Source organism: Pseudomonas sp. No.21 (assembly GCF_054558415.1).
On record NZ_BAAJNO010000027.1, the window covers coordinates 12,827 to 39,672 of the forward strand.

The following is a 26,846-nucleotide window of genomic DNA, read 5'->3' on the forward strand; positions in this document are numbered from 1 at the left end:
CCCCGGGAGGGCGCGTTTTTGCGTATTCGTTGGACGGAAGGTGACGGATTGGCGTGCCGGTATTTCCCGCCTGGCGTGGAGCGCGGGTCAGTTGCGCCGTTCGACGATGTAGCGGGCCAGGTCGCGCAGGGGCTCGGCGGCCTCGCCGAAGGGGCGCAGGGCGTGCAGGGCGATGTCGCGCAGTTCCAGGGCGTAGGCCTTGGCGTCGTCGATGCCGAGCAGGGCCGGGTAGGTGGGCTTGTCGCTGGCCTGGTCCTTGCCCTGGGTCTTGCCGAGGGTGGCGGTGTCGCTCTCGACGTCGAGGATGTCGTCCTGCACCTGGAAGGCCAGGCCGATGGCCCTGGCGTAGGTCTGCAGGGACTTGAGCGAGGCGTCGTCGGCATTGCCGCTGGCCAGGGCGCCGAGGCGCACGCTGGCTTCGATCAGGGCGCCGGTCTTGTGCCGGTGCATCACTTCCAGGGCCTGCTGGTCGAGTTTCAGGCCCACCGAGCCGAGGTCGATGGCCTGGCCGCCGACCATGCCGGCGGGGCCGGCGGCGCGGGCCAGGGTGCCGACCATGGCCAGGCGCGTATCGGCGCACTGCGGGTTGTGGCGTCGGTCGGCCAGCACTTCGAAGGCCAGGGTCTGCAGGCCGTCGCCGGCGAGGATGGCGCAGGCTTCGTCGAAGGCCTTGTGGGTGGTGGGCTTGCCCCGGCGCAGGTCGTCGTCGTCCATGGCCGGCAGGTCGTCGTGGACCAGGGAGTAGGCGTGGATCAGCTCCACCGCGCAGGCGGCGCCGTCGGCCCGGTCGAGCTCGCCGGCCAGCGCCTCGCAGGCCGCGTAGACCAGCAGCGGACGCACGCGCTTGCCACCGTTGGTGACGCTGTAGCGCATGGCTTCATACAGGCGTTGCAGTTCGGGGCGGGGCGCGTCGAACAGGGTTTCCAGGGCAGCGTCGACGCGCGCCTGGCAGCGCGACTGGTAGGCCGCGATCATGCCTGCTCGTCCGCGTCGAAGGGGGCCTCTTCCAGCTCGCCGTCGCGCTCCAGGAGGATCTGCACCTTCTGCTCCGCCTGGCTCAGCGCACCCTGGCATTCGCGGGTCAGGCGGATGCCCTGCTCGAAGGCGCCGAGCGAGTCTTCCAGCGACAGCTCGCCGCTTTCCAGGCGCTCGACCAACGCTTGCAGGTCGGCGAGGGACTGTTCGAAATCAGGGGTGGCTTTCTTGCGGGCCATGGCGGGCTTCTCAGGGGCAGTTCGGAACGGGCGGACACTAGCAGAGCCGCGCCCTTGCGGGCAAATGGACGGCGCCCCGACGGCCGCTCCCGGAGTTGCCGATTCATGGGCGAAGGGGCGCTCCGGATCGATGGGTTTCGCTTCGCTCCACGCCATCCTGCGGTCCATCCCGGATGCACGTGTGGGAGCGGCACGGATGGTCCGCCCTACTGCGTGACGAAGTAATAAGCCGTCATCCCCGCGCCCACGGCGATCACCAGCCAGCGCAACCAGCGGCTCGGCAGGCGCCTGGCCAGCGCGCCGCCCGCGTAGCCACCGCAACTGGCGGCGCCGAGCAGCACCGCCAGCTCGGCCCAGCTGACCCGGCCCGCGGCGACGAAGGTGACCACCGCGACGCTGTAGATGGTGCTGGAGAGCAGGTTCTTCAGCGCATTGGCGCGCAGCAGCGGGTGCCCCTCGATGGAGAAGGCCGCCAACTGCAGGATGCCCATGCCCGCGCCGAAGTAGCCGCCATAGACCGCCACCAGGGCATGGGCGATGCCGCCGGCCAGGCCGTGGCGGGGCAGGGCGCCGGCCTCGCGCTGGCGATTGACCCGGCGGCTCAGCCAGGGGCTGGCGGCGAACAGCAGGGTGGCGGCCAGCAGCAGCCAGGGGATCAGCCGGCGGAACACCTCGTCGCCACCGGCCAGCAGGAGCAGCCCGCCACCCAGGCCGCCGATCAGCGAGATCGCCACCAGCGGCAGCAGCCAGCGCCCCAGCGGGCGCAACTGGTCTCGCGCCGCCCAGCTCGCGGCGAGGCTGGCGGGCCACAGGGCCACGGCATTGGTGGCGTTGGCGGTCACCGGCGGCAGGCCGGCAGCCAGCAGGGCAGGGAAGGAAAAGAAGGTGCCACCGCCCGCGAGGGCGTTCATGCCGCCGGCAGCGAAGCCGGCGAGCAGCAGCAGGAGGATATCGGCGAGGGTCATGGCAACGGCGCAAAAGGGCGGAGCTTACGCAGCGGGCGCCGTCGAGGCAAAGGCGGGGGCCGTCATGCGCCGGCCGGCCCCGGGCCGCTCGCCCTTGGGGCGAGGCGTATCGCGCGTGGGCTCAGCTGTTGAAGCAGGCGTCGGATTGCTTGGTGTAGCTCACGGCATGGGTCGTGCCCTGGGAGTCGACGTAGGTCATCGTCGCCTCCACCAGTTCGCAGGTGAGCGGGTGGGGCTCGTCGATGGACACGACCCTGGCTACGTCCAGGCGCATGCCGTAGACGAAGGGCTCGGCCTGGGCCGCCCCGTCGGCATGCGCGCCGCTGGCGAGGGTCACGAACAGCAGCGCCGTGGCGCCGCAGGCAAGGGCTTTCATGGTGTTTTCCTCTTCGGGTGGTTCATGGTCACCATGAGAAACCATGGCGCGCCGGGGAAAAAGCGAGGCGCCGAAGAAGGGCTTTTTCGGATGGCGTAACAATCCGCTCCGATCCTTCGCCGCAGGCCGGGAATTGAGACCGGTGAAATTGTTTCGGCCGGGGGCGTTGCCGTATGCTCGGCCGATTCTCTCCAGGGCTCATCTGCCCTTGCCAGTGGCCCCTGTGTGGGCACTGCGGCGGCGCCACGCCGCCGGGACGGCTCAACTCATCCAAACGGAACTTGAATGCAGACTTCACCCCCCGCGCACCTGCCCGCCAGGCCTGTGTCCATCCTCGGTTCCGGCCACGCCTTGCCCGAGCGCATCGTCACCAGCGCGGAGCTGGATACCCGGCTGGGCCTGCGCGCCGGCAGCGTGGCGCGCATCAGCGGCGTCATCCAGCGGCATGTCGCGGGCCCCCGGGAGACCGCCGCCAGCCTCGGCGCCCTGGCCGCCCGCCGCGCCCTGGCCGCTGCCGGCCTGGAGCCTTGGCAGGTGGACCTGGTCGCCTGCGCCAGCGGCACCATGGACCAAGGCATGCCGAGCAATGCCGCGCTGCTGCACCTGGAACTGGGGCTGGGGCAGTCGGGCATCCCGGCGCTGGATGTCAACGCCAGTTGCCTGGGCTTTCTCGCCGCCCTCGACACCCTGTCCTGGCCCCTGAGTGCCGGGCGCTATCGGCGCATCCTGCTGGTGTGCTCGGACATCGCCTCCTGCGGGCTGGACTGGCAGCAGGTGGAGGTCTGCGGGATCTTCGGCGACGGTGCCGCCGCCGTGGTGCTGGGCCTCGGCGATGGCGGGCCGAAGATCGTCGCCTCCAGCCTGCGCACCTATTCCGAAGGCGCGCACCTGTGCGAAATACCCGGTGGCGGCTCGCGCTATCACCCGCGCCGCATCGATGTGCCCTTCGAGCCGCTGACCAGCTTCGCCATGCACGGCAAGGGCGTGTTCCGCCTGGCGGCCAGGCACCTGCCCGCGATGAAGGACGAGCTGCTGAGCCAGGCCGGGCTGAGCCAGGCGCAGATCGACTGGGTCATCCCCCACCAGGCCAGCCACCGGGCGATGCAGCACGCGGCGCGGCGCCTGGGCTTCAAACGCGACAAGGTCATCGACATCTTCGCCCTGCACGGCAACCAGGTCGCCGCCTCGCTGCCCACGGCGCTGGATATCGCCATCCGTGACGGTCGCATCCAGCGCGGGCAACGCCTGCTGTTGATCGGCACCGGCGCGGGCCTGTCCCTCGGCGGCATGATCCTGGAGTACTAGATGAAGGTCCTGGTTACCGGTGGCAGCGGCTTCGTCGGCCGACACATCGCCTGGCGCCTGGCGGCCGAGGGCTGCGAGGTGGTCTTCACGGGGCGCAACGCCACGGCGGCGACCGAGGTCATCCAGCACAGCCCCGGCCCCTTGCGCTGGGTGCCGGTGGAGCACGGCTCCCCTGCGGCGGCCGCCACCTTGCGGGAGGCCAGCCAGGGCTGCGCGGCCATCGTCCATTGCGCGGCGCTGTCCTCGCCCTGGGGCTCGGTCCGGGCGTTCGCGGATGCCAACGTGGCGTCCACCGAGGAGGTGCTGCAGGCCTGCGAGGCCAATGGCGTGAAGCGCCTGGTGCACATCTCCACGCCGAGCCTGTACTTCGCCTTCCGTGATCGCCTCGGCGTGCGCGAGAGCGACCCATTGCCGCCACCGGTCAACGAATACGCCCGCAGCAAGGGCCTGGCCGAAGAGCGGGTGCGCGCGGCCGGCCTGCCCGAGGCGGTGCTGCTGCGCCCGCGCGCGGTGTTCGGCCCCTGGGACGCAACGCTGATGCCGCGCCTGCTGCGGGTCATGCAGCGCGGGCCGATCCCGCTGATGCGCGGCGGGCGCGCGCAGCTGGACCTGACCTGCGTCGACAACCTGGTCGAGGCGATCTGGCTGGGCCTCAACCAGCCGCTGCCCCGGGCACTGTGCACCTACAACGTCAGCAACGGCACGCCGCTGGCCTTCGAAGACCTGCTGCACAAGGTCGCTGCCGCCTTCCAGCTGGAATTGCGTACCCGCCGGCTGCCCTGGCCCCTGGTGGACCTGATCGCCCGGGGCCTGGAAGCCAGCGCGCGCCTGCGCGGCAGTGGCGAGCCGCTGATCACCCGCTATGGCGCCGGTGTGCTCGCCTTCAGCCAGACCCTGGACTTGCAGGCCCTCCACGACGAGCTGGGCTACCGCCCGGTGATCACCCAGGACGAAGGCATCCGCCAGCACGCGCAGTGGTGGCTGGCCCAACGAGGAGCACGCCCATGAGCCGCACCGTCAGCCTCAACATCCTGCGCGCCGGCTGGTGCCGGCACCTGGAGTGCATGGCCGATCGCGGCGGGCGCTGGGCGAAAACCGAATTCCCGGCGCTCTGCGGGTTGATCCGCCACCCCGAGGAGGGCTGGCTGCTGTACGACACCGGTTACTCCGAGCATTTCTTCCAGGCCACCCAGGCACTGCCCGAGCGCCTGTTCCGCCAGGCGGTGCCCGTGGAGCTGCCGGTGCAGGAGCACTTGCACGCGCAACTGAAGGCCCTGGGCATCACCCCGGACGACATCCGCACGGTGATCGTTTCGCACTTCCACAGCGACCATATCGCCGGGCTGCGGGACTTCCCCAAGGCCTCGTTCATCGCGCTCGACGCCGACCGCCGGCATATCGAGAGCCTGCGTGGCCGGCGCTGGCGCGCGACCCTGGGCGGCCACCTGCCGACGCTGCTGCCCGATGACTTCGGCGCCCGCGTGCGCCTGGCCGATGCGTGCCGCCGCTGTGATCTGCCCGCGTGGATGCAGCCCTTCGACCAGGGCTTCGACCTGCTGGGCGACGGCAGCCTGGTGGGCGTGCCGCTGCCGGGGCACAGCGAAGGCCAGCTCGGCTTGTTCATCCCTGATGCCCAGGGCCGCCCGGTGTTCCTGGTGGCGGACGCCTGCTGGTCGGTGCCCGCCTGCCGCGCCGGGCGGCTGCCGGCGCCACCGGCCCTGTGGTTCGCCGGGCATGACGCCCGGCAGTATCGCCAGACCTACGCCGGCCTGGGGGCGCTGATCCGCAACGAGCCCGCCGTCGCCGTGCTGCCCTCCCATTGCACCCAGGCCTGGGAGGCGTTCGGCGATGAGCGCTGAGCGCATCATCGGCGCCCTGCGCAGCGTCGCGAGTTTCATCCACAGCCGCTACCGCCTGCGCTTCACCCGGCGCGAGCAGTTGGAGGCCTGGCAGGCCCGCCGGCTGAAGCACTTCCTGCGGCACGTCCTGCCCCGGGGCGGGCGCTTCAAGGGGCAGGCCATCGCCGACCTGGCCAGCCTGCCGCTGATGGACAAGGCCACGCTGATGGGGGATTTCGCCGGCTTCAACAGCCGTGGCCTGAGCCTGGAGGAGGTGCTGCCGATCGCCCGGCAGGCCGAGGCGTCGCGGGACTTCAGCCCGACCCTGGGCGATATCACCGTCGGCCTGTCGAGCGGCACCTCGGGCAACCAGGGGGTGTTTTTGGTCAGCAGCGAGGAGCGCCAGCGCTGGGCCGGCATCCTGCTGGCGAAGACCCTGCCCCGGCACCTGTTGCCGCGCCTGCTCGCACCCTGGCGCCCGGCCTTGCGCATCGCCTTCTACCTGCGCGCCAACAGCCGCCTGTACACCACGCTTTCCAGCCGGCGGATCGACTTCGGCTTCTATGACCTGACCCTGGGGCTGGAGCCGTCGCTGGCGCGCCTCACGGCCCATGCCCCCGATGTGCTGGTGGCCCCGGCCACGGTGTTGCGCGGCCTGGCCGAGGCGGCGCTCGCCGGGCGCCTGGGCATCCGCCCGAGCCACATCCTCTCGGTCGCCGAGGTGCTCGAAGCGGAGGACGCCGATGCCGTGCGCACGGCATTCGGCGTGGCCCCGCAGCAGATCTACCAGGCCAGCGAAGGCTTCCTCGGCTACACCTGCGAGCGCGGCACCCTGCACCTCAACGAGTGCCACCTGCACATCGAGCCGGAGTGGCTGGATGCCGGGCGCACGCGCTTCCAGCCGATCATCACCGACTTCTCCCGGCGCACGCAGATGATCGTGCGCTACCGCCTCAACGATGTGCTGCGGGTGGCCGAGGCGCCGTGCGCCTGCGGTCGCGTCGAGCGGGCCATCGCCGCCATCGAGGGCCGCGCCGACGACATCCTCTGGCTGCCCGACCTGCCGGGCCGCCAGCTGCAGGCGCTCTACCCCGATGTGCTGCGCCGCGCCCTGCTGATGCACGGGGCGGCCTTGCAGGAGTACGAGATCCACCAGCGCGGGCTGGCCTGGCAGGTCAACCTGCGAGCCGCCGGCGACCACGACGACGCCTGCCTGGCGCTCGGCGACAGCCTCCGCGCGCTGTGCGCCCAGTTGGGCGTGCGAGCACCGGCACTGCGTTTCGGGCACTGGCAACCGGCGCCACCCGAGGCCAAGCGCCGCCGATTGAAACTCCTGGAGATGCCCGAGGGCCTGCCATGCACGTACTGATTCTCGGCGCCCGTGCGCCGGCCTGCCTGGAATGGGCGCGTGCCTTCGACGAGGCCGGCTGGACCGTCAGCGTGGCCGACTCGCTGGGCCTGCCGCTCAGCCGCTTCAGCCGTTCGGCGCGGCATTTCGTGCACCTGCCGGAGCCACGGCAGGACCCGACCGCCTGGGTCGAGGCGCTCGCGGCGGTGATCCAGGCGCAACGCATCGACCTGCTGCTGCCGACCTGCGAGGAGGTCTTCTACCTGTCCCATGGCCTGGAGCGTCTGGCGCCGCTGTGCCGGGTGCTGACCAGCGACTTCGCCCTGCTGCACCGCCTGCATCACAAGGGGCGCTTCGCCGCCATGACCGAGGGCTGGGCGCTGAGCGCGCCCGAAACCCACTTGCTGGCCGACAGCCAGGCCCTGCAGTGCTTCGCCGGCGAGGCCGCGCAGTGGGTGTTCAAGCCGGCCTACTCGCGCTTCGCCTCGCAGACCCTGATCCGCCCCAGCACTGTGCAGCTGGGCAAGGTCCAGCCGACGGCGGCGGCGCCCTGGGTGGCGCAGCGCTTCGTCGAGGGGCGCGAGCTCTGCAGCTTCAGCCTGCTGGTGGACGGCGAGCTGCGCGCCCACGCCTGCTATCACCCGCGCTACCGGGTGGGCCGGGGCTCGGGCATCTACTTCCAGCCCGAACTGCCGCAACCGATCCGCGAGTTCCTCGAACGTTTCGGCCGGGAGACCGGCTACAGCGGCCAGGTGGGTTTCGACTTCATCGAGGACCGGGCCGGGCGCTTCCATGTGCTGGAGTGCAACCCCCGGGCAACCAGCGGCGTGCACCTGTTCGACGACCAGCGCCGGCAACTGGTGGCCAGCCTGGAGGCCGCGCCCACGCACCTGCTGCAAGCCACCCCCGCGCCGCGCATGGTGGCCCTGGCGGTGCTGCTGCTGGCAGCACCGCAGCGGGCGTTCAGTGCACCGTTCTGGCGTGACTACGGCGCCGCCCGCGATGTGGTGGTCCAGCAGGGCGACTACGGGCCGCTGGTCACGCAGTTGCTGGGGCTGTCGGAAATCATCGCTCGCGCCCTGACCCGGCGTTGCGGCCTGCTGGCCGCCTCCACGGCGGACATCGAATGGAACGGCCAGCCGCTGGGCGAGGCGCCGCGATGAGGCTGCTGAGCGCCGCAGAGCTATCGGGTGAGCCTGCTGCCGACGAGAGCCTCGCCAGGAAGTACGTGAAGGCCTGCGCCGGCATGACCCTGATCGGCAATGTCAGTGCGGAGCTGGCGTTGCTCGACACGGGCACCCAGCAATTCCCCGTCAGCATCACCGACGGCGGCGAGCCGGACGGCAATTGCTACGTGGTGTCGCCGCGTACCGCCTACAGCGGCTATGCCCGCGAGGAGATCCGGCGCCTCGGCAAGCCCTGGCTGACCTGGCCGCTCACCCTGCTGACCCTGGCGGTCGACCGCCTGCTGCGCCTGGCCAGGGTGGACAGGCTGGTGCAGGTGAACAACTGGCTGCTGTCGACGAATCTCTACCCGGCCGAGTGGGGGACGGCCGAGCTGCCCGCGATCACCGCCTTGCTCAGGGACGCCTTCCCCGACAGCGGGTTCGGCTTCCGCTCGCTCAATGACTTCAGCAACCGGGAAATACGCCTGTGCCTGGAGTCCCTCGGCTACCTCAGCATCCCCAGCCGGCAGGTCTATCTGTTCGACGGGCGTGCAGGTGGGCAGGCGCCGTTCCTCAGGCACCACAACACCCGGATGGACGCCACGCTGCTGCGACGCAGCCCCTATGAGGTGGTGCCGGGTAGCCGGCTCGACGACGCCGATCTCCAGCGCATCGAGCACCTCTACAACCTGCTCTACCTGGACAAGTACTGCCGGCTCAACCCGCACTACAACGCCCAGTGGCTCAAGCGCGGGCGGGACGAGGGATGGCTCGAGCTGCGAGCCCTGCGCAGCCCCGAGGGGCGCATCGACGGTGCGCTGGGCTGGTTCGCCAACGCGACGCTGATCAGCGCCCCGATCGTCGGCTACGACACCGCGCTGCCCCAGCGGGCCGGGCTCTACCGGCAACTGACGCGCCTGTGCCTGCAGGAAGCCGTCGAGCGCCGGGTGGTGCTGAACTTCAGTTCCGGTGCCGCCGGGTTCAAGCGCCTGCGCGGCGGGCAGGCGGAGATCGAGTACAGCCTGATCCATGTCGCCCACCTGCCCTGGCACCGGCGCCTGGTGTGGACCCTGCTCTGCCGCCTGCTGCACGGCATCGCCGTGCCCTTGATGAAGAAGCTCAAGCTATGAGCGCATCCGCCCGATGGTGGCCGGTGGCGCTCAGCCGCGACCTCGGCAAGCAGCCCCTGGCCTGCCAGCTGCATGACCTGCCGCTGGTGCTGTTCCGCACGCAGGACGGCACGCCCGCCGCCCTGCCGGACCGCTGCCCGCACCGCTTCGCGCCGCTGAGCGCGGGCAAGGTCCGTGACGGCCAGATCGAATGCCCGTACCACGGCTGGCGCTTCGCTGCCGACGGGCGCTGCACCCGCGTGCCCGGCACCGAGCTGGAGCGCTGCGACAAGCCGCTGCTCGACAGCCTGCCCACTTGCGAGGCCCATGGGCTGGTGTGGGTCAGCCCTGCAGGCGACCGGCCGGCCATCCCGCCTGTTGCGCCGGCCGAGCAGCGGCAGGCGCTCGACACCTTCTGGATCACCGACGAGGTGGAATGCTCGCTGCTGGAGGCGGCGGAGAACTTCCTCGACGGCTTCCACACCCACTTCGTCCATGCCGGCTGGATTCGCCACGACCGGCAGCGGCAGGCGATCAGCGCCCGGGTCCGCCCGCTGGCCGACGGCGTCGAGGCGCTCTACAGCGAGGAGGGCACGCAGTCCGGGTTGATCTCGCGGCTGTTCGAAGGCGAACGCGGCATCAGCATGGGGCGCTTCCGCCTGCCGGGGCTCGCGGAAATCGAATACCGCGACCGCAAGGGCGGCCTCAACCTGCTGGTCAGCTCCTGGCTCGTGCCTGTCGGCAATGGTCGGCTACGCCTGTTCGCCCGCATCGCCACGGCGCGCGGCTGGCTGCCCGCCGCGCTCAAGCGCCTGGTGCTGCGCCGGCTGTTCGGGGTGATCCTGCGCCAGGACCGGCAGATCCTCGAACAGGTCAGCGCCAACCAGCGGCGTTTCGAGCACCTGCCGGTGAAACCGCTGGATGGACGGCAGGACCTGCTCGGGCCGAGCATCCGGTTGTTGATCGAGGGTGGTGAGCCGCTCGATTTCGAGGAAAGGCGGGTGCATATACAGCTCTAGGCGATAGGGAATTTCTCCATCAGGCGGGCTTTCCCTACTGCCGGCGGGGCACTGCGTCGCGTCGGCTAGCGGCATGTCTAGAGTTGAATGGCAGAGGAAAAGCCGGGCTGGACGACATGGGAGCGGTCAGGGCGCTCCGGGTCGTAGGCGATCTCGAGTTTCGTACCCACGGGGTAGCGACGGGCTGCGTCTTCTGCGGAGCTTTCTCGCGAAAACGGAGTGCTCAGGTTGACGGCGGAATGGTGCGTTCCGTTCGCCTCATAGCTGTAGAGCAGCGTGGCCGTGTACTCGCGCCGATCTCTTCGGTCCTTTGAGCTGGTCACCTTCATGCCGGTGACTATCGCCTGCGTCCTAGGCCAGTCCTGCTCGATCTCCGTGTGCACCCTGGCGTAGTAGATGGAGGCAGCTGCAACGAGCAGAAATCCAATGATCTTCCATGCGTCCGACATGACTCTTCCTTCCCTGGGGAGCGATGACTTGCTTGATTCTCATTGAGCAGGCAATAAAAAAGCCGGCTTGTGGCCGGCTTTCCATGAGAGGTCGGGGCTTACTTTTGGTAAGCCGCAACCGCTTTGACGATTTCGGCGCGGGCAGCGTCGGCGTTGCCCCAGCCTTCGACCTTGACCCACTTGCCTTTCTCGAGATCCTTGTAGTTCTCGAAGAAGTGCTTGATCTGCTCCAGCAGCAGGGCCGGCAGGTCGGTGTATTCCTTCACGTCCACGTACAGCTGGGACAGCTTGTCGTGGGGGACGGCGATCAGCTTGGCGTCGCCGCCGGCTTCGTCGGTCATGTGCAGGACGCCGACCGGACGGGCGCGGATCACGGCGCCGGGGGCGACCGGATACGGGGTCACGACCAGCACGTCCAGCGGGTCGCCGTCGTCAGCCAGGGTGTTGGGGATGTAGCCGTAGTTGGCCGGGTAGAACATCGGGGTGGCCATGAAGCGGTCGACGAACAGGCAGTCGCTGTCCTTGTCGATTTCGTATTTGATCGGCGCATGGTTGGCCGGGATTTCGATCGCGACGTAGATGTCGTTCGGCAGGTCTTTGCCAGCCGGGATCTTGCTGTAGCTCATGGTCGACTCCCTGGAATGGGCCAAAAAAGTGGGCGGATTATATGCACATTCATTGGGCGGCGCCACGCCGTCGTGTTCATCCGTTGGTCGTGTCCCGATACTCCGGATGCTCGGCGATCGGGCGGGCCAGGCGCGCGCCCGGGTCCTGCCGGTAGAAGGCCGCGAGCTGCGAGTAGACCGCGGGGTAGGCGGCCTGCAGCAGGTCGGGGGCGGTGAAGAAGTACTCGCTGGTGACGGCGAAGAACTCGGCCGGGTCTTCCGCCGCGTAGGGGTCGATGGGCAGCGCGGCGTCCTCGTCTTCGTCGAGGGCCGCGTTCATTTCGTCGTAGGCGGCCTGCATGGCCTCGGCCCAGTCCGACTGGCGCATGTCGCGGTGCAGGGGCGGCAGGCCGTTGGCGTCGCCGTTGAGCATGTCCAGCTTGTGGGCCAGCTCGTGGATCACCAGGTTGTAGCCCTCCCAGCCGCCGCTGGCCTGCACGCCCGGCCAGGCCAGTACCACCGGGCCGCGAAGCCAGGCCTCGCCGCTGTGCTCGGCGTCCCATTCGTGGACGACGCCGGCGTTGTCGCGGTGGCGCTGGGGGCTGAGGAAGTCGTCGGGGTAGATCACCAGCTCATGGAAGCCCTGGTACCAGCCCAGCTCCGCCAGGTGCAGCAGCGGCAGCTGGGCCTGGGCGGCGAGGACGAGGCGGTCGCGGGGTTCGAGTTGCACGCCGCCCAGCAGGGTCAGGTGCTTGTCGTGGAGGAACAGCACGCTGCGCTCGCGCAGGCGCCGGTCTTCTTCGGGGGTGATGCCGTCGAGGATCGGCAGCGCCTGGCGCACCTGCGCCCAGAGCGCGTCGTCGACCGGGTTGCGCGCCAGGGTGCGGCGCCGGCGCCAGTTGCGCAGGGACCACATGGACTCAGCTCGGGCGCCCGGCGTTGTCGCGGGCGGCGGCCGGGCGCAGATGGCGGTGCAGCACGCTGATGAACATGGGCAGCAGCGACAGCAGGATGATGGCGACCACGCCCACCGAGAGGTTCTGCTTGATGAAGGGCACGTTGCCGAAGAAGTAGCCGAGGGTCACCAGGCCGCCGACCCAGAGCACGGTGCCGAAGGCGCTGAAGGCGAAGAAGCGCGCGTAGGGCATGCGGCCGACGCCGGCGACGAAGGGCGCGAAGGTGCGCACGATGGGCAGGAAGCGCGCCAGGGTCACGGTCTTGCCGCCATGGCGGTCGTAGAACTCGTGGGTACGCTGCAGGTAGTCGCGGCGGAAGATCTTCGAGTTCGGCTTGTTGAACAGCCGCTCGCCGGTGGTCCGCCCGATCAGGTAGTTGGTGCTGTCGCCCAGGATCGCCGCGAGCATCAGCAGGGCGCCCAGCACGACGGGGTCCATGGCGCCGTTGGCGCACACCGCGCCGGCGATGAACAGCAGGGAATCGCCGGGCAGGAAGGGCATCACCACCAGGCCCGTCTCACAGAAGATGACCAGGAAGAGGATGGCGTAGATCCAGGTTCCGTAGTTGCTGACCAACAGGTTCAGGTATTCGTCGAGGTGGAGGATCAGGTCGATCAGATTGAAATCCATGGGGCGCCTTGTCGGTTCTGCGGCGGCGGCTCGGGGGCCGGGCGAGCGGCATTATAGGGGCAAGCCAGGTGGAGGCGGCGAGCATCCGTCGTCGGCTTTTCCGGCACAAAGGCTGCAACTGTTTCCATAGTTTGCCGATGGAGGCGCGCGCCGTGGCATTGCAACTGCTGGAACATCCCGCCATCAGCCTGGCCCAGGGCCATGGGCTGGACCTGCCCGGGCAGGCCGCCCGCGCTCGGGCCACCTGGGTCGCCGGTCGTCAGGGGCGCTCGCCGCTGCTGCTGGTGATCCTGCTCTGGGCACGGCGCTGCCCCGATGTGGTGCGCACGCTCGAGCATCACCTCGATGCGCTGTTCGCCGACTACGCCTGCACACCGGACGGCTGGAGCGAGACCCAGGCCGCGCGGCAGGTGCTGGCGGCGCTCAACCTGCAGCTGTTCAGGCGCCGGAGTGCGGGCGAGGATGCGCCCGAGCTGAGTGCCGGCCTGCTGTTGCTGCAGGATGGCCAGGCGCATTTTCTCCAGGCCGGCGCCATCGGCCTGTTGCGCCTGAACAGGGACGGCGTGCAGGGCCTGGTGGGGCGCGAGGGCGTGCTCGGCGCCCAGGCGGAACTGGCGGTGGTGCAGCACAGCTTGCCGCTGGTCGCCCACGAGCCGTTGCTGCTGGCACCCCAGCCGCTGCTGGAGGTGGCCGACCTGCAGCGCCTGCGCGAAGGCTGCATGACCCTGGTTCCCGGTGGCCTCGGTGCCCTGCTGGAGGCCCTGCTCGGCGCCCCGGGGGCTGCGGCGCTGCTGCTGCCCGGCGCCGCCGATTGCCTGCCGCCCCCCGCGCCCGGGGGCAGTTGGCCGAAGGTCGGGCACATCGAGCCGGGTGGCGAGGTGGACGGCTGGACGCTCCAGGCCGCCTGTCCCTTCGGCCCGCCGGGGCGGCTGTTCCAGGCGCTCGACGAGGAGGGCCGGGAGGCGCTGCTGTGGCTGGCCGAACGCGATGCCGACGAGGCCTTCTGGCAACGCGAATGGGTGTTGCGGCGCAGCCCGGTGGCGAGCCTGCCCCAGGTGATCTCGCCCCATCGTCCACGGCGCCATGCGTTCCTGCTGTTCGCCCCGTTGCCGCGCGGCATGCGCAGCCTCGCCGACTGGATGGCGGCCCACGGGCCCCTGGATGGCGAGAGCCTGATGGCCCTGCTCGGGCAGCTGATCGAGGCGGTGCGTGCCCTGCAGCGCCGGGGCATGCAAGGGCTGTGGCTGAGCCCCAGGCAGATCCTGGTCAGCGATGCGGGACGCCTGCTGCTGTTGCCCGAGTACGCGGCCATCCTCCCCGGTGTCGCGCGCCAGGCGGCGCCGGCCCAGGCCGTGCCCCTGGCGCCCGAGCTGCGCCACGGGCGTGCGGTGGATGGCACGGCGGACCAGTTCGCCCTGGCCGCGCTGTGCTACTGGCTGCTCAGCGGGCAGTGGCCCGAGGTGGCGCGCCCCGACGGCGGGCAGGCGAGCCGCTACGTGCCGCTGGCGAGTTTCAACGCGCAGTTGCCGACGGGCTGGGATGGTGTGCTGGCACGGGCGCTGGCGCCCCAGGCGCGGGCCCGTTTCGAGGCCTTGTCGGAATTCCAGCTTGCCCTGGAGCGGCCCCTGCAGCTGGCGCGTGCGCGGCCCGCCGACGGGGCCTGGCCACGGCACCGGCGCCTGGCCCTGGCCGGGCTGCTGGCGGTGCCGCTGGTCATCGGCCTGTGGCTGGGCCTGGGCGCCTGAGCGGCGCCCCTGGCGGGTGGATCAGTCTTCGTGGATCGGCAGGATGTAGTTGACGAACTCGCTGTCCTCGCGGAAGCCGATGGACTCGTAGACCTTCTTCGCCACTTCGTTGCCTGCGCTGGTGGACACGCGCATGCGCACGGCGTTGGTTTCCTTGGCCATCTTCTTCGCGGTCTGCAGCAGGCGGTCGGCCACCAGCTGGCGACGGGCGTCCTCGGCGACATAGATGTCGTTGAGGATCCACACGCGCTTCAGCGACAGGGAGGAGAAGCTCGGGTAGAGCTGGCAGAAGCCCAGGATCTTGGTGTCGTCATCGTCGGCCAGGGCCAGGTAGATGATCGATTCCTTGCGGCTCAGGCGCTTCTCGAGGAACTTGCGCGAGGAGTCGGGGAAGGGCAGTTCGCCGTAGAACTCGCGGTATTTGACGAACAGCGGGTTCAGCAGGTCCAGGTGCTCCAGGGTGGCTTGGACGATGCGCATGGGTAGGCCTCGGCGTAGGTGGTTGGGGCTGGTAGGAATGCAGGTGCTATGCCAGCACCCGGTCGATGCTGCCTGAAAAATCCTGGAAAGCGCAATCCAAGCGAGCGTTTGAATCGCAGCCCGTCGCACGTTGAGCAAAAGCGCAGCCGTGCCGGTCCAACCCTGCATCGTCGATCTGCAAGGGAGAGGACAGGTGCCCAACTGCTCGCTGGAACAGGCCGTGGATGAAGTGCTGCGCCGGATCGAGGGGCCCATCCGCCTCGGCATCCCCCTGGGGCTGGGCAAGCCCAACCGCTTCGTCAACGCGCTCTACCAGCGTGTCAAGGCGCTGCCCGAGCGCCAGCTGACCATCTACACCGCACTGTCCCTGGCCAAGCCGCAACCGGCCAGCGAGCTGGAGCAGCGTTTCTCCGGCCCCTTCCTGCGTCGCCTCTATGGCGACTACATCGAACTCGACTACCTCAGCGACCTGCGCTGTGGCGAGCTGCCGGCGCACATCCGCGTCGAGGAGTTCTACCTGCAGCCGGCCAGCCAGCTGGACAACCCCCAGGCCCAGCAGAGCTACGTCAGCCTCAACTACAGCCAGGTGGCCCGCGACCTCGACCGCAAGGGCCTGAACCTGGTGGCGCAGATGGTCGCCGCGCGGCCGCAGAGCCCCGGGCGCTTCAGCCTCAGCTGCAACCCCGACATCACCCTCGACCTGCTGCCGCGCCTGCGTCGTCGCCGTGCGGCGGGCGAGACCATCCTCGCCATCGCCCAGGTGCACGAGGCGCTTCCTTATATGCCGGGCGACGCCGAGCTCGACGCCGGCGAGTTCGACCTGGTGCTGGATGCGCCCGAGCGCAGCACCCTGTTCTCCACCCCCAACCTGCCGGTGAGCCTGCAGGACCACGCCATCGGCCTGCACGCCAGCGCCCTGGTGCGCGATGGCGGCACCTTGCAGGTGGGTATCGGCGCCATGGCCGACGGCCTGGCCGCTGCGCTGGTGGCGCGCCAGGGCGACAACGCCGGTTACCGCGCCGTGCTCGATGCCCTCGAAGTGCCGCAGCGCTGGGGTGGCCTGGTGGAGCGCGAGGGCGGCCTGGCGCCGTTCGCCCAGGGCCTCTACGCCAACAGCGAGATGTTCCTGCTCGGCCTGCTGGTGCTGCTGGAGGCCGGGGTGCTGCGCCGCCCCGTGTACCCCGATGTGCGCCTGCAGCGCCTGGCCAACGCCGGCGCGCTGGACCCCCACGGCACGCTGACCGACCTCGACGCGTTGCTCGATGAACTGCCGCGCGTACTCGACGCCGACGGCCTCGCCTGGCTGCAGCGCCATGGCCTGCTCGGCGATGACCTGCGCCTGGACGGCGAGCACCTGCTGCTGGCCGATGGGCGCCGGCTCAGCGCCACGCTCGACGACGCCGCCACCCGCGCCGCCCTGGTCGAGCGGCTCGGCCGGGCGCGGGGCGGTGTGCTGATCCACGGTGGCTTCTTCCTCGGGCCCGAGGCCTTCTACCAGCGCCTGCGCGAGCTGGGCGACGGGCCGCTGTCGCGCATCGCCATGACCGCCATCAGCTACGTCAACCGCCTGCATGGCGACGAGGAACTCAAGCGCCTGCAACGTCGCGATGCGCGCTTCGTCAACAGCTGCTTCACCATCACCCTGCTGGGCGCCAGCGCCGCCGACCAGCTGGAGGATGGCCGCGTGCTCAGCGGGGTCGGCGGGCAATACGACTTCGTCGCCCAGGCCCACGAGCTGGACGGCGCACGCTCGATCCTGATGCTGCGCAGCTGGCGCGAATCCGGCGGCGAGGCCAGCTCCAACATCGTCTGGGAATACGGCCACGCCACCATTCCCCGGCACCTGCGCGACCTGGTGGTGACCGAGTACGGCATCGCCGACCTGCGCGGCAAGAACGACGCCGAGGTGATCGAGGCGCTGCTGCGCATCGCCGATTCGCGCTTCCAGGACGGCCTGATCGCCGAGGCGCAGAAGGCCGGCAAGCTGCCTGCCGATTTCGTCCTCGACCCGCTGTACCGGCAGAACACGCCCTGGCGCCTGCTGGCGTTGCAGGCCGAGCATCCGAGGTTGTTCGCCGAGTACCCGCTGGGCTGCGACTTCACGCCGGAGGAGCAGGACCTGTTGCGTGCCCTGCGCTGGTTGAAGAGCAAGCTCAAGCTCAGCGAGATCCTCGAACTGGGCATGGCCACCCTGTTCGACCTGCCGGAGCCGGCGGACTACACCCGCCACTTGCAGCGCATGGACCTGCACGCACCCAGCGGCCTGCGCGAGCAGCTCTACCAGAAGCTGGTGCTGGCCGGGCTCAAGGCCACCGCGCCGAGCTGAGCCCTGCCTCAACCCTCCAGTCGCGTTCCCACGCCGAACAGCCAGACGCCCACCAGGGCGTCGCCCTGCTGCTCCAGGCGCAGCGGCGCGGTGCCGCCGGGCATGCGCACGCGCACCTCGCCGGCCGCCACCAGCCCGGCCTTCCAGGCCGCGCAGGCCACCGCGCAGGCGCTGCTGCCGGAAGACTCGGTCGCCCCTTCGCCGCGCTCGAACACCCGTGCCTCGATGGCGCCATCCGCTGCCCGCGCCGCCCATTGCAGGTTGACCCCGGCGGGGCAGGGATCGCCTGCGCCGATGGGCGCGGCATAGGCGATGCGTTCCAGCGCCGCGTGGGCGTCGGCGGCGCGTAGCCAGGGCATGGCGGGCAGCGCGGCGGGCGCCTCCAGCAGGGTCACGCAGTGGGGATTGCCGATGCGCACGAACTGGCTGCGGTACCACCCGGGGTCCAGTTGCGCCAGGGCGTCGACGCGGCTCAGGGGGCGACCGTGGAAGTCGGCTGGGGCCAGGTGCTCGGAATCGGCGTCGACCGCCTCGGGACCGAATCCCGGGGCGCCCATCTGCAACCAGAAGCCCGACTGGCCATCGCGCACGGCGGGCTCGATGGGCGTGACCACCGGCGAGCCGCCGCCGGGCTTGTCGTGGTGCACATGCAGGACGAAGGCCTGGCCGGGCGCGACGTGGCCGTCGTCGAGCAGGGCCTGGGCGAAGAGGGTCATGCCGTTGCCGCTGCGTTCGGTCAGGCTGCCGTCGGTGTTGACGATCAGCAGGTCCCAGGGCGAGGCGCTGCCGAAGGGGCCGACCAGCAGCCCGTCCGAACGATGGCCCTTGGCGCCTTCCGGTCGCTCGCCCTCGGGCCAGCCGCACAGGGCCTCGATGGCCGCGGCGCTCCAGTTCTCGCGGGCCTGCGCCGCCTCGGCGGCTTCCTGCGCGATGGCGATGCCCAGGCGGCGCAGCGCATCGGGCGTGGTGACGACATAGCGATTGCCGCGTGCATCGTAGAGGCGGGACATGAAGGTTCTCGGCGCGATTCGGTGCAGCGACTTTACCGGGACTGGCCACTGCGCCGCCAAGGATTCGCAGGCCTCGCCCGGGGTTCGATCCGACGTCGAGGCGCCCGGGCGCCTGCGGCAATCCACCACAAGGGCCGGCTTTCTCGCCGTGAATTTTCGGTGCTAGAGTCGCCGCCCATGAAAAGCGCCTGCCACGACCGCTCGTTGATCGCCTGGATGCTCTACGCCTGCGTCCTGTTCAACCTGCTCGCCTGCGGGATTCATCACGGCCAGGCGATGGGCCTCGAACTCAGCGGCCTCGGCGGTGCCTTCTGCTCGGCCACCGGCGCCGACGGCCCGTCCCTCGACGGTGACCGGCCCGGCGCGCCCGCGCAGCTCTCCAGTGCCGGCTTCAACTGCCCGATGGGCAACGCCGTCACCCTCGGCATCCTGTTCTTCCTCGGCCTGTTCTGGCTCCAGCGCCGCCGCAGCGCCCCGCGCCCGGCACGGGAAAGCCGGCCGCGCACGCCGCCCCGCCATTGCTGGCCCGCGGCCAACCCCCGCGCCTCTCCCTGCATCTGAATTCACACGCCTGAGCCGGCGGCCGTCCTGGTGACGCCGCCGACCCGACCTGCCCGTCGCGCCGACCGCGACGCGGCCTTCGATTTCAGATCATGGAATGAACCCGATGCACCTGCCTGCCAACCGCTCCACCCGTTTCGCCTTCCAGCCCGACGCCGCCCGCCTGCGCTGGCGCCACGCCTTCGCCCTGGCCGCCGGCCTCGCCTTCGCCGTGGGCGCCGTCGCCCACGAACACGAGCAGCCCGTGGCGCCTGTCGCGCCCGCTTCCGAAGCGCTCGAGGTCAGCGCCACCGTCATCACCGCCGTGCAGCAGAGCTCGCCGCTGACCATCGTCACCGACCCGAAACAGGCCCGCCAGCCGGTGCCCGCCAGCGACGGCACCGACTACCTGAAGACCATTCCCGGCTTCGCCGCCATCCGCAACGGCGGCACCAACGGCGACCCGGTGCTGCGCGGCATGTTCGGCTCGCGCCTCAACCTGCGCACCAACGGCGGCCTGATGCTCGGTGCCTGCCCGGGGCGGATGGACGCCCCGAGCTCCTACATCTCCCCCGAGACCTTCGACAAGCTCACCGTGATCAAGGGCCCGCAGACCGTGCTCTGGGGCCCCGGCGCCTCCGCCGGCACCGTGCTCTTCGAGCGTGAGCCGGAGCGTTTCGGCGAGCTCGGCAGCCGCCTCCACGCCAGCCTGCTGGCCGGCTCCAACGGCCGCTTCGACCGCGTGCTGGACGGCGCCGTGGGCAACGAGCTCGGCTACCTGCGCGCCACCGGCAACCACTCCCAGTCCGACGACTACGAGGATGGCAATGGCGACACCGTGCCCTCGCGCTGGGACAAGTGGAACGGCGACGTGGCCATCGGCTGGACCCCGGATGCCGACACCCTGGTCGAGCTTTCCGCCGGCCGCGGCAACGGCGAATCCCGCTATGCCGGGCGCGGCATGGACGGCAGCCAGTTCCTGCGCGAAAGCCTCGGCCTGCGCTTCGAGCGCAGCAACCTCGGCGGCGTGCTCGACAAGCTGGAGGCGCAGGTCTACTACAACTACGCCGACCATGTGATGGACAACTTCCGCCTGCGCAACCCCGACCCGACCAGCTCGATGCCCATGCCGATGGCCTCGCAGGTGGACCGCCGCACCCTCGGCGCGCGCATGGCCGCCACCTTCAAGTGGAGCGAGGTGGAGCTGGTGGCCGGCCTCGACGCCATGCGCAGCGAGCACCGCAAGCGCGCCTCGCGCTACTCGATGATGAGCGGCACCTTCACCGACGCCGACCAGTTCCCCCGCACCCGTGATGCGCTGATGCACAGCTACGGCGCCTTCGGCGAGCTGACCTGGTACGTGGAGGAGGGCGACCGCCTGGTGGCCGGCGCGCGCCTCGACCGCTCCGACGCCAAGGACTACCGCCGCACCCTGGGCATGATGGGCATGGCCAACCCGACCTTCGGCGAGACCCGCGCCGATACCCTGCCCAGCGGCTTCGCGCGCTACGAGCACGACCTGGACAGCGCCACCACCCTCTATGCCGGCCTCGGTCACGTGCAGCGCTTCCCCGACTACTGGGAGCTGTACTCGCCCAACCAGGGCCCGGCCGGCTCGCGCAATGCCTTCGATGGCGTGAAGCCGGAGAAGACCACCCAGCTCGACTTCGGCGTGCAGTACAGCGAGGGCGACCTGGAGGCCTGGGCGTCCGGCTACGTCGGCCAGGTGCGCGACTACATCCTCTTCACCTACACCCCGGGGATGATGGGCGACACCTCGCGGGCCGAGAACATCGATGCGCGCATCATGGGCGGCGAACTGGGCGCGGCCTACCGCCTGGACGGCAACTGGAAGACCGACGCCACCCTGGCCTACGCCTGGGGCAAGAACAGCTCCGATGGTCGCGCGCTGCCGCAGATGCCGCCGCTGGAGGCGCGCCTGGGCCTGACCTACGAGCGTGACGACTGGAGCGCCGGTGCCCTGTGGCGCGTGGCCGCCGCGCAGAACCGCGTGGCCGAAGGCCAGGGCAACGTGGTGGGGCAGGACTTCGGCAAGAGCGGCGGCTTCGCGGTGTTCTCCCTCAACGGGGCCTACCGCCTGACCCGCGACATCAAGGTCAGCGCCGGGGTCGACAACCTCTTCGACAAGGCCTACGCCGAGCACCTCAACCTCGCGGGCGACGCCGGCTTCGGCTTCCCTGCCGAGCCCGAGGCGATCAAGGAGCCCGGCCGCACCCTGTGGACCAAGGTGGACTTCAGCTTCTGATAGGCTGAGCGCCCCCGCGCCCGGCGCGGGGGCCTTCCTTCCACGGGGAATAAGCCATGCCGCGCGTCCTGCTCTGGACCACCCTCGTCGCCGTCCTGCTCTACCTGGCGCTTTGCACCGCGCTCTTCGTGTTCCAGCGGGCGTTGCTCTACTTCCCCCAGCCGCGTGCCGTGCAGGCGCCGGAAAACACCCTGGAACTGCCGGTGGCCGAGGGACGCCTGGTGGTCACCGTGCGCCCGCGCCCTGGCGCCGACGCGCTGCTGTATTTCGGCGGCAACGCCGAGGACGTGTCGATGAACCTTGTGCAACTGGCCGGGGCCTTCCCCGACCACGCGCTCTACCTGATGCACTACCCCGGCTACGGCGGCAGTTCCGGCGAGCCGGGCGAGGCGCTGATCCTGCGTGACGCGCAACGGCTGTTCGACCACATCCACACCGAGCATCCGCGCGTGGCGGTGGTGGGGCGCAGCCTCGGCTCCGGGGTCGCCGTGCAGCTGGCCAGCCAGAGACCGGTGAGCCGGCTGGTGCTGATCACGCCCTACGACAGCATCGAGAACGTCGCCGCCGGGCGCTTCCCCTGGGCACCGGTGCGCTGGCTGCTGGAGGATCGCTACCGTTCGGCGGATGTCGCCGGCGCGTTGCGGGTGCCGACGCTGCTGATGCTGGCCGGCGACGACAGGGTCATCCCGCGGGACAGCAGCGAGCGCCTGGCGGCGGCCTTCGCCCCCGGCGTGGCGCGGCTGGAGGTGCTGCCCGGTGCGGGCCACAACGACATTTCCCTGCACCCGCGCTACCTGGCGTTGCTGGGCGAGGCCCTGCGCTGAGGCTCAGGCGTAGATGCTGATGCCGCCCTTGGCCTGCAGCCAGTCGCGGTAGGTCTCCAGCGAGCTGGTCTGCTTGTCGCCATTCACGCCGACGAAGGAGAAGGCGCCTTCGAGGCCCTTGTCGAGCAGCTTCTGCACCTGGGTCAGCATCTTGGCGGCGTCGTCGCGGTCCAGGGTCGAGACATCCGGCAACTGCATCTGCGCGCCGTTGCCGCCATTGAGCCCGGCCCGGGTCGCCGCGCTGGCGTTGCTCAGCACGTTGCTGGTGTTGCCGGCCATGGCGTTCATCAGCCCGCCGCGCCCCTGGGCCACCAGGTTGGCGGCGAACTGGCGCAGTTCGGCGATGGGGTCGGCGGGCTTCTGCGGTGTCTTGTCCTCGGTGCCGGACGTGGAGCCGCTGGTGCCGGCGGTCGAGGGCTTGGTGGCACTGGCGAGGTAGGTGGCCAGCGGCGAGCTGTTGGAGATGATGGTCATGGCCTTTCCCTGGATGCAGAGGATGCGCGGCTTGGTTGCAGGGATCGGGCCATAACCGCAGAAGCCCCGTTGCAGATGGCTTCCAGCCCGGCGTCCCGATGCGGGCACGGCGCCGCCTTGCCGTCGTGGGGCAAGGCCTTGCCGCCGGTTGGCCAGGGGCCAGCAACTGACGCCGCGGTGGCAAAGCCCTTATCATCGCGCCCCGTTATTCGCTTTCCCCGGACCATTCGGATGTTCTCTGCCGTCAAGCGCTACAAGTCGCTGCTCTCCGGAGCGCTGGCGCGTTATTTCCCCCGTACCACCGCCTACCTGCGCGAAGAGCGCGAGGCCGCGCAGGCCATGGCCGCCCAGGCGCAGAAGAAGCCCCGTGGGCGCAGCCGCAAGGGCGCCACCAGCACCCCCAAGGGCCGTGCGAGCGGCAAGAAGTCCGCCCCCAAGGAACCGGGCGGGGCCATCGCGGCAACCGCTGAAGCACCCGACAACGGCATCTACGGCGGCACCCTGCGGCAGAGCGCCGGTGCGGCCGAGGCCATGCGCCTGAAGGTCGCCGAGGCGGTGGCCGCCGGCGTGGTCGCTGCGCCCTCGGACGAGCAGTGGGCGATGATCCTCGGGCGCGCGCCGGTCACCCGCATCTTCGCCGGCGCCGGCTCTGGCAAGTCCACCACCCTGGTGCTGCGCGTGGTGTTCATGCTCTGCCACCTGGGCATCGAGCCGGGCAGGCTCACCGTCATCTCCTTCACCAATGCCTCCTGCGCGCAGTTGCGCGACCAGTTGCAGCGGGTGCTCGGCTTCTGGGGATTTGCCTTCGACGCCACCCAGGCGCGCCAATGCGTGCGCACCTTCCATGCGGCCATGGGCGTGCTGGCCAAGGCGGCGCTGGGCAACCCCGGCTGGTTCGAGCAACTGGAAGACCGCGACCCCGGGGCCGAGCCGGACAACCCCCTGGCCGCCGGCCGCCTGCGCCCGGCCCAGCAACGCCTGCTGGAGGAGGCCTACCAGGGCTGCTACTCAGCCGACGCCGCATTCCGCCAGCGGGTGCACCGCCTGCTGGGGTTGGCCGAACCGGTGGACGAGGAGGGCGCCACCATCGGCCAGGCACCCCGTGATGGATTGCGCCTGGCCGGCGAACTGACCGCGCTGCCGTTGCCGGAGGCCTTCCATGGCCAGGCCGGGTTCATCGAAAGCATCGGCCTGCGCATCGATCAGTTGCAGCCGGGCAAGCTCAACTGCCCGCCCCAGGAGCGACTCTTCATCGAGGCCCTGCAACCCTTCTGGGCGCGCTTCCAGGCGCTGCTGCGCGAGCGCGGCCTGATGACCTTCAACGACGCCTTCGCCGAGCTCACCCGCCGCCTGGAGGCCGGCAGCGTCGACGCCGCGCTGCTGGAGCCGCTGACGCACCTGTTGATCGACGAATTCCAGGACATCTCCCCACAGATCGTCCAGTGGCTGCAGGCCGTGCACCGCCAGTTGGCGGGCTCGCGCCGGGCGCCGAGCCTGATGGCCATCGGCGACGACTGGCAGTCCATCTACGGCTGGCGCGGCAGCTCCCCGGAACTGTTCATGGACTTCGACCGCCACTTTCCCGGCAAGGGCAAGGGCAAGGCGAAGAAGAGCAAGGTGCTGCTGCTGGAAACCAACTACCGCTCCATCGAGGCGGTGGTGCGTGATGGCGAGGCGGTGCTCGGCGGCGTCGCCTTCAAGCAGGAGAAGACCAGTCGCGCGGTGAAGCTCGCCCAGCCGGACGATGGCGTGCGCCTGGTGCAGGGTTTCGACCTGGCCGCCGGGCTGCCGGACCTGGTCGCCGATATCCAGGCCCAGTGCCGGCATGTCGAGGCACTGGGCAGCGGCGAGCGCACCGCCGTGCTCCTGCTTGGCCGGCGCAACGAGGTGCTGCGCAGCATCCAGGCGCAGCTGGACCCGGCGCTGCCGGTCAAGGCCTACAGCATCCACCGCGCCAAGGGCTTGCAGGCGGAGGTGGCGGTGATAGTCGACGACTGCCTGCCCACCGAGGCGCACCCGCTGCGCAATGCCCTTTATGCGCGCTGCGGTTTCTTCCGCAACAGCTACGACCAGGCCATGCGCGACGAGAGCCTGCGCCTGGCCTACGTCGCCATCACCCGGGGCGTCAGCCGCGTCATCTGGTACTGCCGCAAGGCCCAGGGTGCCACCGCCGTATTGGCCGGGCGCGGTCGCTGAGTCGTTGAGCCCATAGGAGCGAGCTCTGCGAAAGCGCCTGCAGGGGCGACGCCAGTCGCCCGGCGGCAGCGAATTCATGGGTTATGTCTGCGTTGGCTGTTGGGGTCAAAGCAAACGCCTAGGCAGGGTGGCTTCCGGGCATTTACGGATTTCTGCTACCTCCACCGCATGGGTTTCGCTCCGCTCTACCCATCCTACGAAAGCCGTCCGCCAGGTGCAGGCCGGGCGCGGTCGCTGAAGCGTTGAGCCGGTAGGCGCGAATTCATTCGCGATCGGCCTTCCCCGCACGGCCCGGTGAAGGGCGCCGGCCGTTGAAAATCTTGTCACACCGATTCCATACCGCCCCTTGCGGTACGCCGGGGGAGGCTTGTTATCGTGGGCGGCCGGCCACCTGCGGCCACCTCTGGAGCCCCCGTGAACTTCGACTGGAACGACATCCCCCTGCTGCTGGCGCTGGCCCGCCACGGCAGCATGAGTGCGGCGGGGCGGTCCCTCGGCATCGACCCGTCCACCATGAGCCGGCGCCTGGCGGCGGCGGAGCAGAGCCTGCAGACGCGGCTGTTCATACGCGACACCACGCGCTACCACGCCACCGAGGCGGGGCAGGTGTTCCTGGCCTATGCCGAGCGGGTGCTGGGGGATGTGCAGAGCATGCTGCTGGACACCCGCAGCGAGGCCAGCGAAGTGGGCGGTGCGGTGCGCCTGACCTCCATCGACTTCCTGTTCAGTCACTGGCTGGTGGAGCACATGCCGGCCCTGGCCAGCACCTACCCGGAGCTGCAGTTGCAGCTGCTGGTGGCCAACCAGTCGTTGTCCTTCACCCGCCGCGAGGCGGATTTCGCCCTGCGCCTGGCGCGCCCCCAGGACGACGCCGCGCTGGTGATGCGCAAGGTCGGCGACTTGGGCTTCGCCGTGTACGGCGCCGAGTGCCATGTGGGCCTGACCCGCGAGCAATGGTGCGAGCAGCCCTGGCTGGCCTATGGCGAGGAGCTGGACGGCATGCCGGAGATGAAATGGCTGGGCAACCTTTCGCCATCGCTGCGTTGCCCGCTGCGGGTGTCCAGTGTCAGCACCCTGGTGCAGGCCTGCGCCACCGGCATGGGGCTGGCGCTGCTGCCCTGCCTGCTGGGCGAGCGCCATGGCCTGCGTCGCCTGGGGGCGGGGCCCGAGCTGTATCGCGAGGTGTGGTTGCTGAGCCACCGTGATGCCGGGCGCATCGGTCGTTACCAGGCGGTCTCGCGCTGGCTGACGGAGTGCTTCGAGCGGGATGCGGCGCGCTTGCGCGGTGATGCGCCTGCCCCGGGCTGAAGCCCGGGCTGGGAGGGGGTCACAACCCCAGGGGGCCGGCGTGGGCGCGGGCGATTTCCAGCACCCGCGAGGCGGTGTCCGTGCGTGACCAGTCGCGTTGCAACTCCAGCAGGTACTGCAGGCTGGTGAGCGGCTGCACGCCCCGTTGCAGCAGGCGCTGCAAGGCCATCTCCTGTGCCAGGGGCGAGACATCGCCGCCGGCGTCCACCACCAGATACACCGCGAAGCCCTGGCCCAGTGCCGAGAGCGCGGTGGCGGCGATGCTCACCGAGGTCCACAGCCCGGCCAGCACCAGGCGGCGCCGGCCGCTGGCGTTGACCCCTTCGATGAAGGGGGCGTCTTCCCAGGCATTGAAGGTGCGGCGGCGGAGCACCGGCTGCTCGGGGAATACCGCAGTGAGTTCTTCCAGCAGCTCCCCGGCGAAGGCCGGTGCGTCGAGGCTGCTGATCAGCGTCGGCACCTCGAACTGCCAGGCGGCCTTGGCCAGCAGGGCGAGGTTGTCCCGCAGGCTGATGGCGTCGATGGAGCGGGTGGCCAGGGCGGGCTGGGCCTGGTGGTCGAGCAGCACCAGCAGGTGGTTGTCGGGGGCCAGCAGGCTGGCATCCGGCATGGCGGTGGCGGGTTGCATGGCGGCCTCCGGCTGCAAGCGCGAGCGCCCCCGGTGGCAGTGGCGACCGGGGGCGTGCGCGGGTTGGGT

Annotated in this window: 26 protein-coding genes; 14 read left to right on the top strand and 12 right to left on the bottom strand. The window is 70.2% G+C overall.

Annotated elements, in window-relative coordinates; translation table 11 throughout:
* Positions 1–87: 87 nt before the first annotated feature.
* The 4 genes from ispA to ACYJSS_RS30180 form a co-directional block, all read right to left on the bottom strand.
* Positions 88–975 (bottom strand): (2E,6E)-farnesyl diphosphate synthase, encoded by an 888-nt coding sequence (gene ispA, locus ACYJSS_RS30165; protein ID WP_111260707.1) that lies wholly within the window; start codon positions 973–975, stop codon positions 88–90.
* Positions 972–1,214, bottom strand: a complete 243-nt coding sequence (locus tag ACYJSS_RS30170; RefSeq protein WP_021216765.1) for an exodeoxyribonuclease VII small subunit — start codon at positions 1,212–1,214, stop codon at positions 972–974. The genes ispA and ACYJSS_RS30170 overlap by 4 nt, the downstream gene beginning before the upstream one ends.
* Positions 1,215–1,420: 206 nt before the next feature.
* The gene (locus ACYJSS_RS30175; protein WP_111260709.1) at positions 1,421–2,179 is read right to left on the bottom strand and encodes a sulfite exporter TauE/SafE family protein; all 759 of its coding nucleotides are present in this window, start codon (positions 2,177–2,179) and stop codon (positions 1,421–1,423) included.
* Positions 2,180–2,300: 121 nt separating this feature from the next.
* The gene (locus ACYJSS_RS30180) at positions 2,301–2,555 is read right to left on the bottom strand and encodes a DUF2790 domain-containing protein (protein WP_236206340.1); all 255 of its coding nucleotides are present in this window, start codon (positions 2,553–2,555) and stop codon (positions 2,301–2,303) included.
* A gap of 285 nt (positions 2,556–2,840) precedes the next feature.
* Between ACYJSS_RS30180 and ACYJSS_RS30185 the strand changes: the two genes are divergently transcribed.
* Genes ACYJSS_RS30185 through ACYJSS_RS30215 form a run of 7 tightly spaced genes read left to right on the top strand, consistent with a single transcriptional unit; the run spans position 2,841 to position 10,340 of the window.
* Entirely contained in the window at positions 2,841–3,860 is a 1,020-nt protein-coding gene (locus ACYJSS_RS30185; RefSeq protein ID WP_236206339.1) for a beta-ketoacyl-ACP synthase 3, read from the top strand.
* Positions 3,861–4,868, top strand: a complete 1,008-nt coding sequence (locus ACYJSS_RS30190; protein ID WP_236206338.1) for an NAD-dependent epimerase/dehydratase family protein — start codon at positions 3,861–3,863, stop codon at positions 4,866–4,868.
* On the top strand, positions 4,865–5,719 hold the full coding sequence (locus tag ACYJSS_RS30195) for an MBL fold metallo-hydrolase (protein WP_111260713.1): 855 nt from the start codon (positions 4,865–4,867) through the stop codon (positions 5,717–5,719). The genes ACYJSS_RS30190 and ACYJSS_RS30195 overlap by 4 nt, the downstream gene beginning before the upstream one ends.
* Positions 5,709–7,067 carry a F390 synthetase-related protein gene (locus tag ACYJSS_RS30200; RefSeq protein ID WP_236206337.1) on the top strand — a complete coding sequence of 453 codons (1,359 nt, stop codon included), beginning with the start codon at positions 5,709–5,711 and terminating at the stop codon, positions 7,065–7,067. Before ACYJSS_RS30195 ends, ACYJSS_RS30200 begins: the two co-directional genes overlap by 11 nt.
* Positions 7,055–8,209, top strand: a complete 1,155-nt coding sequence (locus ACYJSS_RS30205; RefSeq protein WP_236206336.1) for an ATP-grasp domain-containing protein — start codon at positions 7,055–7,057, stop codon at positions 8,207–8,209. Before ACYJSS_RS30200 ends, ACYJSS_RS30205 begins: the two co-directional genes overlap by 13 nt.
* Positions 8,206–9,342, top strand: a complete 1,137-nt coding sequence (locus ACYJSS_RS30210) for a hypothetical protein (RefSeq protein WP_236206335.1) — start codon at positions 8,206–8,208, stop codon at positions 9,340–9,342. Before ACYJSS_RS30205 ends, ACYJSS_RS30210 begins: the two co-directional genes overlap by 4 nt.
* Positions 9,339–10,340: an aromatic ring-hydroxylating oxygenase subunit alpha gene (locus ACYJSS_RS30215; protein ID WP_236206334.1), complete on the top strand. Its 1,002-nt coding sequence runs from the start codon at positions 9,339–9,341 to the stop codon at positions 10,338–10,340. The genes ACYJSS_RS30210 and ACYJSS_RS30215 overlap by 4 nt, the downstream gene beginning before the upstream one ends.
* A gap of 77 nt (positions 10,341–10,417) precedes the next feature.
* Here the strand turns inward: ACYJSS_RS30215 and ACYJSS_RS30220 are convergent, their stop codons facing one another.
* The 4 genes from ACYJSS_RS30220 to ACYJSS_RS30235 all read right to left on the bottom strand — a co-directional run bounded on the left by ACYJSS_RS30220 (position 10,418) and on the right by ACYJSS_RS30235 (position 12,980).
* On the bottom strand, positions 10,418–10,789 hold the full coding sequence (locus ACYJSS_RS30220) for a DUF3592 domain-containing protein (RefSeq protein ID WP_236206333.1): 372 nt from the start codon (positions 10,787–10,789) through the stop codon (positions 10,418–10,420).
* Positions 10,790–10,887: 98 nt separating this feature from the next.
* Positions 10,888–11,415: an inorganic diphosphatase gene (ppa, locus tag ACYJSS_RS30225; RefSeq protein ID WP_111260719.1), complete on the bottom strand. Its 528-nt coding sequence runs from the start codon at positions 11,413–11,415 to the stop codon at positions 10,888–10,890.
* A gap of 76 nt (positions 11,416–11,491) precedes the next feature.
* A complete protein-coding gene (locus ACYJSS_RS30230; protein ID WP_459481228.1) occupies positions 11,492–12,310 on the bottom strand; it encodes a M90 family metallopeptidase in 819 nt (272 codons plus the stop codon).
* Positions 12,311–12,314: 4 nt separating this feature from the next.
* On the bottom strand, positions 12,315–12,980 hold the full coding sequence (locus ACYJSS_RS30235; protein WP_111260721.1) for a DedA family protein: 666 nt from the start codon (positions 12,978–12,980) through the stop codon (positions 12,315–12,317).
* Between the two features lie 152 nt (positions 12,981–13,132).
* Here ACYJSS_RS30235 and ACYJSS_RS30240 point away from each other — a divergent pair, with 152 nt between their 5' ends.
* Complete coding sequence (locus tag ACYJSS_RS30240) at positions 13,133–14,725, top strand: serine/threonine-protein kinase (protein ID WP_459481230.1); 1,593 nt, start codon at positions 13,133–13,135, stop codon at positions 14,723–14,725.
* A 21-nt stretch (positions 14,726–14,746) separates the two neighbouring features.
* Here ACYJSS_RS30240 and ACYJSS_RS30245 read toward each other — a convergent pair whose 3' ends face one another.
* A complete protein-coding gene (locus tag ACYJSS_RS30245; RefSeq protein WP_111260722.1) occupies positions 14,747–15,205 on the bottom strand; it encodes a GNAT family N-acetyltransferase in 459 nt (152 codons plus the stop codon).
* A gap of 193 nt (positions 15,206–15,398) precedes the next feature.
* Here ACYJSS_RS30245 and ACYJSS_RS30250 point away from each other — a divergent pair, with 193 nt between their 5' ends.
* Positions 15,399–17,531, top strand: coding sequence for an acetyl-CoA hydrolase/transferase C-terminal domain-containing protein (locus ACYJSS_RS30250; RefSeq protein ID WP_111260723.1), 2,133 nt, complete (start codon positions 15,399–15,401; stop codon positions 17,529–17,531).
* Between the two features lie 8 nt (positions 17,532–17,539).
* On the opposite strand, the gene ACYJSS_RS30255 is transcribed toward ACYJSS_RS30250, so the two are convergent.
* Entirely contained in the window at positions 17,540–18,541 is a 1,002-nt protein-coding gene (locus ACYJSS_RS30255; RefSeq protein ID WP_236206285.1) for a diaminopimelate epimerase, read from the bottom strand.
* Between the two features lie 177 nt (positions 18,542–18,718).
* On the opposite strand from ACYJSS_RS30255, the gene ACYJSS_RS30260 reads away from it, so the two are divergent.
* The 3 genes from ACYJSS_RS30260 to ACYJSS_RS30270 all read left to right on the top strand — a co-directional run bounded on the left by ACYJSS_RS30260 (position 18,719) and on the right by ACYJSS_RS30270 (position 22,171).
* Entirely contained in the window at positions 18,719–19,102 is a 384-nt protein-coding gene (locus tag ACYJSS_RS30260; RefSeq protein ID WP_236206284.1) for a DUF2946 family protein, read from the top strand.
* A 97-nt stretch (positions 19,103–19,199) separates the two neighbouring features.
* A complete protein-coding gene (locus ACYJSS_RS30265) occupies positions 19,200–21,347 on the top strand; it encodes a TonB-dependent copper receptor (RefSeq protein ID WP_373875152.1) in 2,148 nt (715 codons plus the stop codon).
* Positions 21,348–21,403: 56 nt separating this feature from the next.
* Positions 21,404–22,171 (top strand): alpha/beta hydrolase, encoded by a 768-nt coding sequence (locus ACYJSS_RS30270; RefSeq protein WP_236206282.1) that lies wholly within the window; start codon positions 21,404–21,406, stop codon positions 22,169–22,171.
* A 3-nt stretch (positions 22,172–22,174) separates the two neighbouring features.
* On the opposite strand, the gene ACYJSS_RS30275 is transcribed toward ACYJSS_RS30270, so the two are convergent.
* Entirely contained in the window at positions 22,175–22,645 is a 471-nt protein-coding gene (locus ACYJSS_RS30275) for a hypothetical protein (protein ID WP_236206281.1), read from the bottom strand.
* A 231-nt stretch (positions 22,646–22,876) separates the two neighbouring features.
* On the opposite strand from ACYJSS_RS30275, the gene ACYJSS_RS30280 reads away from it, so the two are divergent.
* Together ACYJSS_RS30280 and ACYJSS_RS30285 are read left to right on the top strand one after the other, a co-directional pair.
* Positions 22,877–24,841: a DEAD/DEAH box helicase gene (locus tag ACYJSS_RS30280; protein WP_236206280.1), complete on the top strand. Its 1,965-nt coding sequence runs from the start codon at positions 22,877–22,879 to the stop codon at positions 24,839–24,841.
* A 414-nt stretch (positions 24,842–25,255) separates the two neighbouring features.
* Positions 25,256–26,149 (top strand): LysR family transcriptional regulator, encoded by an 894-nt coding sequence (locus ACYJSS_RS30285; RefSeq protein WP_111260729.1) that lies wholly within the window; start codon positions 25,256–25,258, stop codon positions 26,147–26,149.
* 19 nt (positions 26,150–26,168) lie between these two features.
* On the opposite strand, the gene ACYJSS_RS30290 is transcribed toward ACYJSS_RS30285, so the two are convergent.
* Positions 26,169–26,846: isochorismatase family protein (locus tag ACYJSS_RS30290; RefSeq protein WP_459481235.1), on the bottom strand; the 678-nt coding region annotated here is incomplete at its 5' end.

Coding starts and splice junctions, on each gene's coding strand:
- ispA (WP_111260707.1), bottom strand. CDS start 975: ATGATCGCGGCCTACCAGTCGCGCTGCCAGGCGCGCGTCGACGCTGCC.
- ACYJSS_RS30170 (WP_021216765.1), bottom strand. CDS start 1,214: ATGGCCCGCAAGAAAGCCACCCCTGATTTCGAACAGTCCCTCGCCGAC.
- ACYJSS_RS30175 (WP_111260709.1), bottom strand. CDS start 2,179: ATGACCCTCGCCGATATCCTCCTGCTGCTGCTCGCCGGCTTCGCTGCC.
- ACYJSS_RS30180 (WP_236206340.1), bottom strand. CDS start 2,555: ATGAAAGCCCTTGCCTGCGGCGCCACGGCGCTGCTGTTCGTGACCCTC.
- ACYJSS_RS30185 (WP_236206339.1), top strand. CDS start 2,841: ATGCAGACTTCACCCCCCGCGCACCTGCCCGCCAGGCCTGTGTCCATC.
- ACYJSS_RS30190 (WP_236206338.1), top strand. CDS start 3,861: ATGAAGGTCCTGGTTACCGGTGGCAGCGGCTTCGTCGGCCGACACATC.
- ACYJSS_RS30195 (WP_111260713.1), top strand. CDS start 4,865: ATGAGCCGCACCGTCAGCCTCAACATCCTGCGCGCCGGCTGGTGCCGG.
- ACYJSS_RS30200 (WP_236206337.1), top strand. CDS start 5,709: ATGAGCGCTGAGCGCATCATCGGCGCCCTGCGCAGCGTCGCGAGTTTC.
- ACYJSS_RS30205 (WP_236206336.1), top strand. CDS start 7,055: ATGCACGTACTGATTCTCGGCGCCCGTGCGCCGGCCTGCCTGGAATGG.
- ACYJSS_RS30210 (WP_236206335.1), top strand. CDS start 8,206: ATGAGGCTGCTGAGCGCCGCAGAGCTATCGGGTGAGCCTGCTGCCGAC.
- ACYJSS_RS30215 (WP_236206334.1), top strand. CDS start 9,339: ATGAGCGCATCCGCCCGATGGTGGCCGGTGGCGCTCAGCCGCGACCTC.
- ACYJSS_RS30220 (WP_236206333.1), bottom strand. CDS start 10,789: ATGTCGGACGCATGGAAGATCATTGGATTTCTGCTCGTTGCAGCTGCC.
- ppa (WP_111260719.1), bottom strand. CDS start 11,415: ATGAGCTACAGCAAGATCCCGGCTGGCAAAGACCTGCCGAACGACATC.
- ACYJSS_RS30230 (WP_459481228.1), bottom strand. CDS start 12,310: ATGTGGTCCCTGCGCAACTGGCGCCGGCGCCGCACCCTGGCGCGCAAC.
- ACYJSS_RS30235 (WP_111260721.1), bottom strand. CDS start 12,980: ATGGATTTCAATCTGATCGACCTGATCCTCCACCTCGACGAATACCTG.
- ACYJSS_RS30245 (WP_111260722.1), bottom strand. CDS start 15,205: ATGCGCATCGTCCAAGCCACCCTGGAGCACCTGGACCTGCTGAACCCG.
- ACYJSS_RS30255 (WP_236206285.1), bottom strand. CDS start 18,541: ATGTCCCGCCTCTACGATGCACGCGGCAATCGCTATGTCGTCACCACG.
- ACYJSS_RS30260 (WP_236206284.1), top strand. CDS start 18,719: ATGAAAAGCGCCTGCCACGACCGCTCGTTGATCGCCTGGATGCTCTAC.
- ACYJSS_RS30265 (WP_373875152.1), top strand. CDS start 19,200: ATGAACCCGATGCACCTGCCTGCCAACCGCTCCACCCGTTTCGCCTTC.
- ACYJSS_RS30270 (WP_236206282.1), top strand. CDS start 21,404: ATGCCGCGCGTCCTGCTCTGGACCACCCTCGTCGCCGTCCTGCTCTAC.
- ACYJSS_RS30275 (WP_236206281.1), bottom strand. CDS start 22,645: ATGACCATCATCTCCAACAGCTCGCCGCTGGCCACCTACCTCGCCAGT.
- ACYJSS_RS30280 (WP_236206280.1), top strand. CDS start 22,877: ATGTTCTCTGCCGTCAAGCGCTACAAGTCGCTGCTCTCCGGAGCGCTG.